This window comes from Streptomyces sp. R-74717, assembly GCF_047305335.1.
GTDB lineage: Bacteria > Actinomycetota > Actinomycetes > Streptomycetales > Streptomycetaceae > Streptomyces > Streptomyces atratus.
Genome location: NZ_CP102361.1, coordinates 3,631,804 through 3,644,469, shown reverse-complemented (window position 1 = coordinate 3,644,469; position 12,666 = coordinate 3,631,804). Strand labels below are relative to the sequence as shown.

Genomic DNA, 12,666 nt, shown 5'->3' with positions numbered 1-12,666 from the left:
GTTATGCACAGAATAAGTTAGAGGGGCTAATGAATGCAAGTTACATCTAATTGTTGCTGGCAGGAACCGCGCTGCGGACGGGTGATCATCCTTGACGCGGCGACGGTCCTGGAGGACCGTTGGACGCTATGAGGGGCGAACCCAGTTGCCCGAAGTGTGGAGGCCGGGTCAGGGCGCCCGGTCTCTTTTCCGACACCTGGCAGTGCGCGGTGCACGGCAGTGTGCAGCCGCTGCAGCCGGTCATCCCGCCCAGCGTCGAGGCGCTGAGTGTGGTGGTGCAGCGCGCCCAGGTCCCGGTGTGGATGCCCTGGCCGCTGCCGGTGGGCTGGCTGTTCACCGGTGTGGCGAGCGCGGGTGACGACCGCAGTGGTGGTCGCGCCACCGTCGTCGCCTGTTCCGGCCCCGGTCCCGTCGGCGGTATCGGGGAGCTGCTGCTCGTCACCGAGGAACTCGGCGTCGGACTCGGGGCGCGCTACGCCGGGATCGACGGCCTCGACCCCGGCCCCTATCTGCACGTCGACGGCCCGCCGGACGTGAAGATGCTCGCCGCCGGCCGCCCCACCCCGCTCTGGAACGTCAAGGGAGCGCCCGAGGACCGGGCGGTCTTCGCGGGCGAGGCGCGTGGGCTCTGGCTCTGGGCGATCGTCTGGCCCGAGCAGTCGGGGCTCCTGATGTACGACGAGCTGGTGCTCGCCGATCTGCGCGAGGCCGGGGGTGAGATGGACCTCGTACCGTGCGGGGCGCTCACGCCGCGCCTGCTCAACTAGGGCCTGCCCGGCGAACCGGCCCTGGCACCTCGGGTGCCCGCAGGGCACCGCTCGAATGCCGGTTATCCTTGGATGTCCCCTTGTCCGGCCCGAGCACTGGAGTACGCGTCGTGCGCATCGACCTGCATACCCACTCCAGCGCGTCGGACGGTACGGACACCCCCGCCGAGCTCATGCTGGGTGCAGCGGCCGCAGGCCTCGACGTCATCGCCCTCACCGACCACGACACCGTGCGCGGCCACGTCGAGGCGATCGCCGCCCTTCCGGAGGGGCTCACCCTCGTCACCGGCGCCGAGCTCTCCTGCCGGATCGACGGCGTGAGCCTCCACATGCTGGCGTACCTCTTCGACCCCGATGAGCCCGAGCTGGCACGCGAACGCGAGCTGGTACGGGACGACCGGGTGCCGCGCGCCCGGACCATGGTGGGCAAGCTCCAGGCGCTCGGCGTTCCGGTCGAGTGGGAACAGGTCGCGAGGATCGCCGGGGACGGATCGGTCGGCAGGCCGCACATCGCCACCGCGCTCGTCGAGCTGGGTGTCGTCGAGACAGTCTCCGACGCCTTCACGCCCGAATGGCTCGCGAACGGCGGACGCGCGTACGCCGAGAAGCACGAACTCGACCCCTTCGACGCGATCCGGCTGGTCAAGGCCGCCGGTGGCGTCACCGTCTTCGCCCACCCGCTCGCCGTCAAGCGCGGTGAGGTAATGCCCGAGTCGTCGATCGCGCGGCTCGCCGCCGCAGGCCTCGACGGCATCGAGGTCGACCATATGGACCACGACGAGCCGACCAGGGCCAGGCTGCGCGGGCTCGCCCGGGAGCTGGGGCTGCTGACGACCGGGTCCAGCGACTACCACGGCAGCCGCAAGCCCGTCGGACTCGGCGAGTACACCACCGACCCCGAGATCTACGGCGAGATCACCCGGCGCGCCACGGGAGCCTTCCCGGTGCCGGGCGCCGGCGGACCCCGCCCCGCGTAACGACGCACGCGTCGTCGCCGGGGCGTGAAGCCCCTCGCCGCCCTGCCGAGCGGCCGGACGCGTACCGCCACTCGTCCCACTACTGCGTTCCACTTCCGCGCACCCGGCCGCCAGGCCGCCGTCATGGCTTCGGGGTGCGCTCCTTCAGGTCATTTCTCGCTCTCTTCTCGCAAGGCTCACTGTGTTCGACGTCGCTGTCTTCGGATCCCTTTTTCTCACGCTTTTTGTGATTATGGATCCCCCTGGGATCACCCCGATCTTTCTTGCCCTCACCGCCGGCCGCCCCGCGAAGATGCAGCGCAGGATGGCGCTGCAGGCGGTGGCCGTCGCCTTCGGTGTGATCGCCGTCTTCGGTGTGCTCGGCCAGCAGATCCTCGACTATCTGCATGTCTCCGTACCCGCCCTGATGATCGCGGGCGGACTGCTTCTGCTGCTGATCGCGCTCGATCTACTGACCGGCAAGACCGACGAGCCGACGCAGACCAAGGATGTCAATGTGGCGCTCGTACCGCTGGGCATGCCGCTGCTTGCCGGGCCTGGTGCGATCGTGTCGGTGATCCTCGCGGTGCAGCACGCCGACAGCGTGGGAAGCCAGATCTCGGTCTGGTCGGCGATCATCGCCATGCACATCGTGCTCTGGCTGACCATGCGCTACTCGCTGCTCATCATCCGGGTCATCAAGGACGGCGGTGTCGTGCTGGTGACCAGGCTCGCCGGAATGATGCTCTCCGCCATCGCCGTGCAGCAGATCATCAACGGGGTCACCCAGGTCATCCAGAACTCCTGACGGTGCTCGCGGACACCACAGCGCCCCCGTACGGACCTTCCGTACGGGGGCGCTTCGTCTTTGAGCGTCGTAATGCGTTACGAAGCCGAGCTTTCGGCCGGGCGGATATAGATGCGCTGGCCTATGGCTGCGGCCTGCTGCACGATCCGGTTGACGGAGGCGGCGTCCACGACGGTGCTGTCCACGGCGGTACCGTCGACATCGTCGAGTCGCATGATCTCGAAGCGCATAAGGCTTCCCTTCGTCTGATCCTCCTGCTGGAGAACTACTGGGAGGACGGGTGACCCGTCCGCAAGGATGAGAGCGCCCGACACCTATGTCTTGCGCTCCACGAGGTGTACAACGGCTTGCCTCCTGCAAACATTCCCTACGCTAAGGAAATTTTTTGGATGTCTAAGTACCAGCAGTTCACCGAGCGCGATCCGGCGACGAGGCCCACGACGAGGCCCGAATGAACGAGGCAGAGATCCGTGAGCGCCTGGACCGCACCAACGAGCTGCTCCAGCGCGTGCTCGCCGAGGTGTCGAAGACACCCTCCACCCACGCGATCTTCGTGGACGCGGGCTATGTGTACGCCGCGGCCGGACTGCTCGTCACCGGCACCGAGGACCGCCGCTCCTTCGACCTCGACGCGGAAGGGCTGATCGAGGCCTTCATCGACAAGGCCCGCACGATCTTCGCGGACAGCAGACTGCTGCGCGTGTACTGGTACGACGGAGCCAGGCGACGCATCCACACCGTCGAGCAGCAGTCCATCGCCGAACTTCCCGACGTCAAGGTCAGACTCGGCAACCTCAACGCCAACAACCAGCAGAAGGGCGTCGACTCACTCATCCGCACCGACCTCGAATCGCTCGCCCGGCACCGCGCCATCAGCGACGCGGCGCTGGTCGGCGGCGACGAGGACCTGGTGTCAGCGGTCGAGGCGGCGCAGGGATACGGGGCCCGGGTGCACCTGTGGGGCATCGAGGCGGGGGAGGGGCGCAATCAGGCCGAACCGCTGCTCTGGGAGGTCGACAGCCAGCGCACCTTCGACTTGGACTTCTGCCGCCCGTACGTCACCAGACGCCCCGTCACCACCTACGAGGACGACACCCCCGCGCCCTCGCGCGAAGACGTTCGCTTCGTCGGTGCGCAGATCGCCGCTGCCTGGCTGGCCGCCCGGGGCCGTGAGTCCCTCGCGGATCTGCTGCCCGGACATCCGTACCTGCCGGGCTCCGTCGACCAGGACCTGTTGGTCGAGGCCGAACGGCTGCTGCAGCACTCGCTGCGTGGCCACGCACATCTGCGGCGGGCGCTGCGTGACGGTTTCTGGCAGCACCTGCAGGCGCAGTACTGAGTTCTGACGCCCGTCGCCTACAGGCCGTCCCAGAAGGAGACGAGCGCGGCCGCCGTCTGCTCGGGACGGTCCGTATTGGGGGAGTGCTCGGCGCCCGCGATCCGGGTGCGGTGCGCGCCCAGCCGCTGGGCCATCTCGTCGAGCAGTGGCACCGGCCAGGTGTCGTCGCGCTCGCCGGAGAGCACATGGAGGGGCAGAGGTACGGCGGCGAGTTCGGTCACCCGGTCCGGCTCGGTCACCAGCTGGCGGCCGGTGGCGAGCAGCTGGGCGGGCTGGTGGCGCAGCCAGCGCCGGCGCAGAGCCTCGCCGTCCGTCGCCGCGTCCTCGGGCGGATCGAGGGCGCGCATCGCCTCCCACACCTCGGCCATGCTCAGCGTCGCGAGTGCGTCGCCGAGCATCTTCACCTTGAGCTGCTGGGCCTCGGTGACCTGTGCCGGTCCGGACGACATGAGGGTCAGTGAACGGAACGGTGAGGCGTCCAGCAGTACGGCGGCGCGGGCGATCTGCCCGCCGAGCGAGTGCCCGACCAGATGCACGGGGCCCTCGCCGCCGACGCCGGGAGCGGTGGCCTGCGCGAGCGCATCGCGGGCCAACTCGCCCTGTGCGTAGTCCTCTTGACGGGTCGTCCCCTCGGTTTCGTACTGCCCGCGACCGTCCACGGCGACGGTCCGGTACCCGGCGGCACAGAGCGGTTCGAGGAGTGCGATGAAGTCCTCCTTGCTGCCTGTGTAACCGGGCAGCAGGAGGGCGGTACCGCGCGGTGCGGTGCGCGGCGAGGCGTCCAGCACGGCGAAGTCCCCGCGCGCGGTGCGGAGCTGGCGGGCGTGGGCGCAGGGGGGCGGGGCGAAGGTGGGCGGCCGACTCATGGGACGAGGTTATGTCCTCGAACGCCGGACGGGCTTGAGGATGCCCTCAAGCCCGTCCGGCGAAATCAAGCCCCTCAGGCGTTCGAGGAGCAGGGTCCGGGGCGGAGCCCCGGATCGATCAGAGCTCCGTGCTCAGCCCTCGGTCCTGGCGGCAGCCGCACGCGGCGCCCGCCGCCTCCGCGGCTTCGCCTCGCCCTCGGCGGCCGGGGCCTGGGCCACAGCCTCCGTCTTCGGCTTGGCCGCCGCACGGGTGCGGCGACGCGGCTTGGTCTCCGGGTTGGGCTCGGAGATCGGCGCGATCTGGAAATCGACCTCGTCCTCGGCAGGCTTGATGACGCGGGCGCGGCGACGCGGCTTGGTCACCGTCCTCGCCTCGGGCACCGGCTCGGCGATGGGCGCGATCTGGAAGTCGACCTCGTCCGCGACCGGCTTCACGACGGCGGCCCGGGTGCGGCGGCGGCGCGGCTTGGTCTCGGTCGCGGGCTCGGCCTCGACCTCGGTCGTCGTGGCGACGGCGGTGGCCGGAGCCTCCACCGTGGTCACAGCGGCCTCGGCTGCGACGTCCGGGGTACCGACGCGGGTACGGCGACGGCGGCGCGGCGTACGCGGCTCCGACGGGGCGTCGTCCACCTCGGTGGACGGGGCCGGCACCGTGGCGGCGGTGGCGGCGGCCTCCTCGACCGCGGAGCCGCCCCGCGTACGACGACGCTGACGCGGCGTACGCGGCGCACGCTCCTCACGGACGGCGGGCGCCGAGGACGTGGCGGAGGACTTGCGACCGCGGCCGCCCGTCTCGCCCAGGTCCTCGATCTCCTCGGCCCGCAGACCCGCACGGGTCCGCTCGGCACGCGGCAGGACACCCTTGGTGCCGGCCGGGATGTCGAGCTCCTCGAAGAGGTGCGGCGAGGTGGAGTACGTCTCGACCGGGTCGTTGAACTTCAGGTCCAGCGCCTTGTTGATCAGCTGCCAGCGCGGGATGTCGTCCCAGTCGACCAGCGTGATCGCGATGCCCTTGGCGCCCGCACGGCCGGTCCGGCCGATGCGGTGGAGGTACGTCTTCTCGTCCTCCGGCGACTGATAGTTGATGACGTGGGTCACGCCCTCGACATCGATACCGCGGGCCGCCACGTCCGTGCAGACGAGCACGTCCACCTTGCCGTTGCGGAACGCGCGCAGCGCCTGCTCGCGGGCACCCTGGCCCAGGTCGCCGTGGACTGCGCCGGACGCGAAACCGCGCTTCTCCAGCTGCTCGGCGATGTCGGCGGCCGTGCGCTTCGTACGGCAGAAGATCATCGCGAGTCCGCGGCCGTTGGCCTGCAGGATGCGGGAGACCATCTCGGGCTTGTCCATCGAGTGGGCCCGGAAGACATGCTGCGAGATGTTCGCGACGGTCGCGCCCTCACCGTCGGGCGAGGTGGCGCGGATGTGCGTCGGCTGAGACATGTAGCGCCGCGCGAGGCCGATGACGGCGCCCGGCATGGTCGCCGAGAACAGCATCGTCTGCCGCTTCGGCGGAAGCATGGTGATGATCTTCTCGACGTCGGGCAGAAAGCCCAGGTCGAGCATCTCGTCGGCCTCGTCGAGCACGAGTGCGCGGACGTGCGAGAGGTCGAGCTTGCGCTGTCCGGCGAGGTCGAGCAGTCGGCCCGGGGTGCCGACGATCACATCGACGCCCTTCTTCAGGGCCTCGACCTGCGGCTCGTACGCGCGGCCGCCGTAGATCGCGAGAACGCGGACGTTACGCACCTTGCCGGCGGTCAGCAGGTCGTTGGTGACCTGCTGGCAGAGCTCGCGGGTGGGGACGACGACCAGCGCCTGCGGTGCCTCGGTCAGCTGCTCGGGCTGGGCCCGGCCCGCCTCGACATCTGCGGGGACGGTGACGCGCTCCAGCAGCGGAAGACCGAAACCGAGCGTCTTGCCGGTACCGGTCTTGGCCTGTCCGATGACATCGGAGCCGGAGAGTGCGACGGGGAGCGTCATCTCCTGGATGGGAAAGGGGGACACAATGCCGACGGCCTCAAGGGCCTCGGCCGTCTCGGGAAGGATCCCGAGTTCTCGGAACGTAGTCAGGGTGCTGCCTCTTCTGTGAGACGCGGTCCGAGGCGAACGCTGGGGGTCGTACCGTGCCGGGGTTGGTCATCCGGCCGTGGATGGGCCGGGTGGCGCGGGACCACTGCCGTCGCTCGAGCGCTCGTGCCGCTGAGGGGGCCCCTCATCTGCGGTCGCACATGGCGTACGCCCCGCGTGGAGGGCTGTCGGGTCGGAGCCGATCGGGCCACCGACCGGGCATCCTCATTGGATTTCGTTCACGCCGCAGGTACATCCAAAATACTCAGTAGCGCAATACCACTGTACCCCGGATTCACGCACATGTGTTGGGTGGTACGTCACGAGAGGGCCTGTCCGACAATGACCGGACAGGGTCTTCCCTCAAGCTGAGCGCGGACTATTCTGCGCTTCGTGACTCCTCCCCGGAGGGGCTTCTCACTTGGCTGCCAGACAGCTTCATGACGGACAAGCCCTGCCCGGCGCGGCGAAGCGCAGTAGGGAAGCTATCAGCTGTATGCGATGCATCACAGCCGATTCAGAAAGGATTGCCGTGGCCGAAAGCGAGCACACGCAGGTCGCTGCCCAGGGCTGGGAGCAGGCCTCTGCCGACCCGCAATACAGGGCGGCGGTTGTCGACCTGCTCGGAGCACTTGCGTACGGGGAGCTGGCGGCCTTCGAGCGGCTCGCCGAGGACGCCAAACTCGCGCCGACGCTGGCCGACAAGGCGGAGCTGGCAAAGATGGCCTCCGCCGAATTCCATCACTTCGAGCGGCTGACGGACCGGCTGACCGCGATCGAGGTGGAGCCGACGGGCGCGATGGAGCCGTTCGCCAAGGCGCTCGACGACTTCCACCGCCAGACCGCGCCGTCGGACTGGCTGGAGGGCCTGGTCAAGGCCTACGTCGGCGACTCGATCGCCAGTGACTTCTACCGTGAGGTCGCCGCCCGGCTCGACTCGGACACCCGCTCCCTCGTCCTCGCCGTGCTCGACGACACGGGGCACGGCAACTTCGCCGTCGAGAAGGTGCGTGCCGCGATCGAGGCCGACCCGCGTGTCGGCGGGCGGCTCGCGCTGTGGGCGCGCCGGCTGATGGGCGAGGCGCTCTCGCAGGCACAGCGAGTGGTGGCCGACCGCGACGCACTGTCGACGATGCTCGTCGGGGGTGTGGCCGACGGGTTCGACCTGGCGGAGGTCGGGCGGATGTTCTCGCGGATCACCGAGGCGCACACCAAGCGGATGGCCGCGCTCGGGCTCGCCGCGTAGTCGGTTCACCGGGGCCGTCCGGCGTTCGTCCCCGCAGGTGTCGGACGGCTTCAGGCCGCCGCTGATCGGCTCAGGCGGTGGTTACCGGGGCGGACCAGCAGCGAGAGCGTCACGGCCCCGATCAGCACCGAGCCGATCAGCGTGGCCACGACGTGGTCCGGGCCCAGCACCGAGTGCATGAGAAACGCACCGAACACCGCTCCCAGAGCGCCGGTGGTGAAGACGGCACGGCGGGACGGGAGCCGGTGCGGCAGCGAGCGGAGCGCCACCCAGGCGAGGGCGAGCCCGAGCACAGCGGAGCCGAGGAATTCCAAGATCACAGATGATCACCTCGCGAGTTGCGGGGCGGGTAAATCGGTCGTTAGCGGTACTACCCGAGGGTTGCGGTACGCAACCCTCCTTGAACAGGGTTCGCACAGGAATCGCCCGGCTGACGGAAACGCGGACGCGGACGCGGGCCGAAAAGCGGGCCGGAACGGAAAGCGGCCCGATGGGGAATTCCCACCGGGCCGCTGCCACGGTCACCGCTTCGAGCGTGCTGCCTACAGCGCGCCGAACCCCACGCGGCGCGTGCTCGGCTCGCCGATCTCCACGTACGCGATCCGGTCGGCCGGCACCAGGACCTTGCGGCCCTTCTCGTCCGTGAGGCTGAGCAGCTGCGCCTTACCGGTGAGAGCCTCGGCGACCGTGCTCTCGACCTCTTCGGCGGAAAGCCCGCTCTCCAGAACGATCTCCCGGGGCGTGTGCTGCACCCCGATCTTGACCTCCACGGCTATGTCCCTCCGACGGTCAGTCCCTGCGCGGTGAACCGCGCCGTACGCAGCACACATTAGCCCGCTGAGGGGACCCGCCAGCGGTCGGCGGGCAACGCCCGCAGCGAACACGGGCGCCGGCCGCACCCGGCGGCTTCCGTCAGTGCTGATCGATGCCGTGCAGCGGGAAGCCCGCGATGCCCCGCCAGGCCAGCGAAGTGAGCAGCTGCACCGCTGTGTCCCGCGGAATGGCGGACTGGCTGGAGAGCCAGTAGCGGGCGACCACCTGGGAGACACCGCCCAGACCCACCGCGAGCAGCATGGACTCGTCCTTGGACAGTCCCGTGTCGCCGGCGATGACGTCGGAGATGGCCTCCGCGCACTGCAGCGAGACCCGGTCGACGCGCTCGCGCACCGCGGGCTCATTGGTCAGATCCGACTCGAAGACCAGCCGGAAGGCGCCGCCCTCGTCCTCGACGTATGCGAAGTACGCGTCCATCGTCGCGGCGACGCGCAGCTTGTTGTCGGTCGTCGACGCCAGCGCCGTACGGACCGCCTGGAGCAGCGACTCGCAGTGCTGGTCGAGCAGGGCCAGATAGAGCTCCAGCTTGCCCGGGAAGTGCTGATAGAGCACCGGCTTGCTGACCCCTGCCCGCTCGGCGATGTCGTCCATCGCGGCGGAGTGGTAACCCTGCGCCACAAATACTTCTTGCGCGGCGCCCAGCAGCTGGTTGCGTCGGGCGCGGCGAGGCAGTCGAGTGCCCCGCGGGCGCGCCGCCTCGGTCTGCTCGATGGCTGTCACGCCGCCTCCCAAAATTGTGATCGGACACAGCTTTTCCATGCACGCTGCGCCGTACAGCCATCGTACTTTTGGGTAACCCGGGTGTGCGCGGCGCGGACGCAGAATTTCACGGACCGGACGGCTGCGGTAGCCACAGATTCGTCGACCGATGGGGCAAAGCGGGGCGTATCAGCGGTAATCATCTTCATCCTGTGTGACCACACGAGCCTGCTCCGCCGCATCGGCCTCATTGGCACTGTCCCGGTCGATGTCCAGCGGTTCGTCCTGCCGCTGCTGGAGATCGGCCTGCTGCTCGGCGGCGTCCGCCCGGGGCGTCTCCTGGTCCGGTTCGTCCGGCTGGATGTCCTCGAAGGTCTCCGGGTCGCTGGGGTCGACCGTCATGGTGACTCCCTTCCTTGCTTCGAGCCTAGGAGCTACCCCTGCGAGCCGCTATGCGGTGTGTGACCGCGAACACATGAACCGCGGTGTGATCGTCTCGTAACATTGCCGCATGTCTTCGACCGAGCTGCCGGGAGTCCGCGCCGCCACCGCGGTGGCCCCCACGGCGAGCGCCGTCGGCGTCGCGGAGGGGGAGAAGCTGCGCTCCGTCGCGCTGCCCGGACTGACGCTGACCGTCCGATCCCGGCCGCCGGAGCGGACCGGGCTGCCGCCCGCGCTCTATGTGCACGGGCTCGGCGGCTCCTCGCAGAACTGGGCGGCGCTGATGCCGCTGCTCCAGGGCCTGGTGGACGGCGAGGCGGTCGACCTGCCCGGTTTCGGCGACTCGCCGCCGCCGGACGACGGCAACTACTCGGTCACCGGGCATGCCCGTGCCGTGATCCGGTTCCTCGACGCGGGGGAGCGCGGGCCCGTCCATCTGTTCGGCAATTCGCTCGGCGGTGCCGTGGCCACCCGGGTTGCCGCGGTCCGCCCCGACCTGGTGCGCACCCTCACCCTCATCTCGCCCGCGCTCCCCGAGATCCGGGTGCAGTGGCCCGCCGTACCGACCGGACTGCTCGCCGTTCCGGGCGTCGCAACCCTGTTCGCCAGGATGACCAGGGACTGGACCGCGGAAGAGCGCACGCGCGGCGTCATGGCACTCTGTTACGGCGATCCGGCGCGCGTCTCCGAATCGGGCTTCCGTGAAGCGGTGGCCGAAATGGAGCGCCGGCTGGAGTTGCCGTACTTCTGGGACGCGATGGCGCGCTCGGCACGTGGCATCGTCGATGCGTACACGCTGGGCGGGCAGCACGGACTGTGGCGCCAGGCCGAGCGGGTGCTCGCACCGACCCAGCTCGTGTACGGCGGACGGGACCAGCTGGTCTCGTACCGGATGGCACGCAGGGCGTCCGCGGCCTTCCGCGATTCGCGGCTGCTGACACTGCCCGACGCGGGGCACGTGGCGATGATGGAGTACCCGGAGGCGGTCGCCCAGGCGTTCCGGGAGCTGCTCGACGAACGTGGCGGGAGCTGATCCGGGGCGTGGGACGACATAGTCGAAAGGGCCCCGAACCCACGGGGTCCGACATCGAGGCCGCCGTCGCGGATACAGGCGTTGATCGCGAGGGCGTGCGTCCGGGGCCCGGCAGCGGGCGGCGCCGGAGGCCGGCCGGCGCACCGGCCGATGCGGAGGGACACGCCCCGTTCCGGCAGGCCGGTCACGTCCGCGGCGGCCACCCCGAACAGCGTGAACCCGGCGGCGGCTGGGGGACCGGGCCGCAGCAGACGGTGCCCCGGCGCCAGCAGCAGGTCGGTACCCGGCCGCTGGTGCCGGGACCGCGGCGCGATTTCGTCGAGGCGTTCGACACGCCCCCCGCACCCCCCGCACCCCGTGGGCCTTCCGCCCCGCCGGCCGATCCGTACAGCTCGGTCGGCGAGCGGGACGAGCGGCCGCCGCAGGGCGACGCCGACGCGCCGACGCCCGCCAAGGACGGCAAGGACGGCAAGGGCGTCAGGGGCCGCACCTTCACCGGTATCGCGGCCGCCGCGGTGACCACCGTGCTCGCGGTGGTCGTGGCCGGGCAGGTCGCCCAGGACAGCGGTGGGACCAGTGCCGCGCAGCCCGCGGGCGTCGACCGGGACGGCACCGACGGCGCCTCCCGCTCGGACGACCGGCCGACCCCGAAGGTGGCGCAGGTCAAGTCCCCTTCGTATGCGGAGAAGATGGCCAAGGCGTATCCGCTCTCCCCGAAACTCCATGGGTCCGGGAAGTTCGAGGCGGTTCCGGGTACGGCGAAGGCCCCGGGAAGGGGCCACAAGTACCGCTACCGGATCGATGTCGAGCAGGGCCTCGGGCTCGACGCCTCGCTCTTTGCCCGGGCCGTCCAGGAGACGCTCAACGACGACCGCAGCTGGGCGCACGACGGTGCCATGACGTTCGAGCGGATCTCCTCCGGCGACCCCGATTTCGTGATCACCCTGGCCAGTCCCGGGACCACCGGGGACTGGTGCCGGAAGTCGGGCCTGGACACGACCGAGGACAACGTCTCGTGCGACTCCGCGGCGACCGAACGAGTGATGATCAACGCCTACCGCTGGGCGCAGGGGTCGTCGACGTTCGGCCCGGACAAACTCTCCGCCTACCGCCAGATGCTGATCAACCATGAGGTCGGTCACCGGCTGGGGCACGACCATGTGAGTTGTCGCACGCCGGGAGCCCTCGCTCCGGTGATGCAGCAGCAGACCAAGTCCCTGGACATCGGCGGGATCAAGTGCCGGCCCAACGCCTGGGTGTATCCGGGCAGTTGAATCGAAAAGGGCCGGGCCGGGAGGTATGCCGGGCCGCCTCGTCGATCGGCCCGGGCTCCGCCGTCATCTGCCGGTCGGTGCGTCCGCGCCCCATGTTGTCCGCATATTGAGATGGTCGTCTCATTTTGCGTTGACATCTCCTGGGCGGTGATCCATATTTCTCGGCATGTCACGCAGCCCCGTCACCCCCGAACGCGCCGCCATAGAGCTGGCGCTCATCGGCGTGACCGGGCACAGCGTCGCCGACATCCACTGTTGCTGACGCCTGCCCGAGCGCGCGTCGGCCCTCTGCCCGAGCCCTGAACCGGCCCGGGCGGCCATGCACGACTGCCGCGC

15 protein-coding genes are annotated in these 12,666 nt (G+C 69.8%); 8 read left to right on the top strand and 7 right to left on the bottom strand.

Going from position 1 to position 12,666, the window contains the following annotated elements:
• The first annotated feature begins 128 nt into the window (after positions 1-128).
• The 3 genes from NRF20_RS16320 to NRF20_RS16310 all read left to right on the top strand — a co-directional run bounded on the left by NRF20_RS16320 (position 129) and on the right by NRF20_RS16310 (position 2,531).
• Positions 129-767, top strand: coding sequence for a DUF6758 family protein (locus NRF20_RS16320; RefSeq protein WP_266358173.1), 639 nt, complete (start codon positions 129-131; stop codon positions 765-767).
• 110 nt (positions 768-877) lie between these two features.
• Entirely contained in the window at positions 878-1,744 is an 867-nt protein-coding gene (locus tag NRF20_RS16315) for a PHP domain-containing protein (RefSeq protein ID WP_398632344.1), read from the top strand.
• 181 nt (positions 1,745-1,925) lie between these two features.
• Complete coding sequence (locus NRF20_RS16310) at positions 1,926-2,531, top strand: MarC family protein (RefSeq protein ID WP_093897497.1); 606 nt, start codon at positions 1,926-1,928, stop codon at positions 2,529-2,531.
• Between the two features lie 77 nt (positions 2,532-2,608).
• Here NRF20_RS16310 and NRF20_RS16305 read toward each other — a convergent pair whose 3' ends face one another.
• Positions 2,609-2,761, bottom strand: coding sequence for a hypothetical protein (locus NRF20_RS16305; RefSeq protein ID WP_198676864.1), 153 nt, complete (start codon positions 2,759-2,761; stop codon positions 2,609-2,611).
• Positions 2,762-2,982: 221 nt separating this feature from the next.
• Between NRF20_RS16305 and NRF20_RS16300 the strand changes: the two genes are divergently transcribed.
• Positions 2,983-3,870, top strand: coding sequence for an NYN domain-containing protein (locus tag NRF20_RS16300; protein WP_093897496.1), 888 nt, complete (start codon positions 2,983-2,985; stop codon positions 3,868-3,870).
• A 17-nt stretch (positions 3,871-3,887) separates the two neighbouring features.
• Here the strand turns inward: NRF20_RS16300 and NRF20_RS16295 are convergent, their stop codons facing one another.
• Positions 3,888-4,736: an alpha/beta fold hydrolase gene (locus NRF20_RS16295; RefSeq protein WP_413752798.1), complete on the bottom strand. Its 849-nt coding sequence runs from the start codon at positions 4,734-4,736 to the stop codon at positions 3,888-3,890.
• A gap of 132 nt (positions 4,737-4,868) precedes the next feature.
• Complete coding sequence (locus NRF20_RS16290; RefSeq protein WP_413752797.1) at positions 4,869-6,716, bottom strand: DEAD/DEAH box helicase; 1,848 nt, start codon at positions 6,714-6,716, stop codon at positions 4,869-4,871.
• 619 nt (positions 6,717-7,335) lie between these two features.
• Here NRF20_RS16290 and NRF20_RS16285 point away from each other — a divergent pair.
• Positions 7,336-8,049, top strand: a complete 714-nt coding sequence (locus NRF20_RS16285) for a ferritin-like fold-containing protein (RefSeq protein WP_398632341.1) — start codon at positions 7,336-7,338, stop codon at positions 8,047-8,049.
• Positions 8,050-8,099: 50 nt separating this feature from the next.
• Here the strand turns inward: NRF20_RS16285 and NRF20_RS16280 are convergent, their stop codons facing one another.
• The 4 genes from NRF20_RS16280 to NRF20_RS16265 all read right to left on the bottom strand — a co-directional run bounded on the left by NRF20_RS16280 (position 8,100) and on the right by NRF20_RS16265 (position 9,984).
• Entirely contained in the window at positions 8,100-8,369 is a 270-nt protein-coding gene (locus NRF20_RS16280) for a hypothetical protein (protein WP_398632340.1), read from the bottom strand.
• Between the two features lie 222 nt (positions 8,370-8,591).
• Positions 8,592-8,819, bottom strand: coding sequence for a DUF3107 domain-containing protein (locus NRF20_RS16275; RefSeq protein WP_218105578.1), 228 nt, complete (start codon positions 8,817-8,819; stop codon positions 8,592-8,594).
• 142 nt (positions 8,820-8,961) lie between these two features.
• On the bottom strand, positions 8,962-9,603 hold the full coding sequence (locus tag NRF20_RS16270; protein WP_030915445.1) for a TetR/AcrR family transcriptional regulator: 642 nt from the start codon (positions 9,601-9,603) through the stop codon (positions 8,962-8,964).
• Between the two features lie 168 nt (positions 9,604-9,771).
• Positions 9,772-9,984, bottom strand: coding sequence for a hypothetical protein (locus NRF20_RS16265; RefSeq protein WP_266358163.1), 213 nt, complete (start codon positions 9,982-9,984; stop codon positions 9,772-9,774).
• Between the two features lie 109 nt (positions 9,985-10,093).
• On the opposite strand from NRF20_RS16265, the gene NRF20_RS16260 reads away from it, so the two are divergent.
• The 3 genes from NRF20_RS16260 (at position 10,094) to NRF20_RS16250 (ending at position 12,592) form a co-directional block, all read left to right on the top strand.
• Entirely contained in the window at positions 10,094-11,056 is a 963-nt protein-coding gene (locus tag NRF20_RS16260; protein WP_398632339.1) for an alpha/beta fold hydrolase, read from the top strand.
• A gap of 8 nt (positions 11,057-11,064) precedes the next feature.
• Complete coding sequence (locus NRF20_RS16255; RefSeq protein ID WP_413752795.1) at positions 11,065-12,330, top strand: DUF3152 domain-containing protein; 1,266 nt, start codon at positions 11,065-11,067, stop codon at positions 12,328-12,330.
• A 166-nt stretch (positions 12,331-12,496) separates the two neighbouring features.
• Positions 12,497-12,592, top strand: a complete 96-nt coding sequence (locus tag NRF20_RS16250; RefSeq protein WP_322110005.1) for an Ms4533A family Cys-rich leader peptide — start codon at positions 12,497-12,499, stop codon at positions 12,590-12,592.
• The last annotated feature ends 74 nt before the right edge of the window (positions 12,593-12,666 follow it).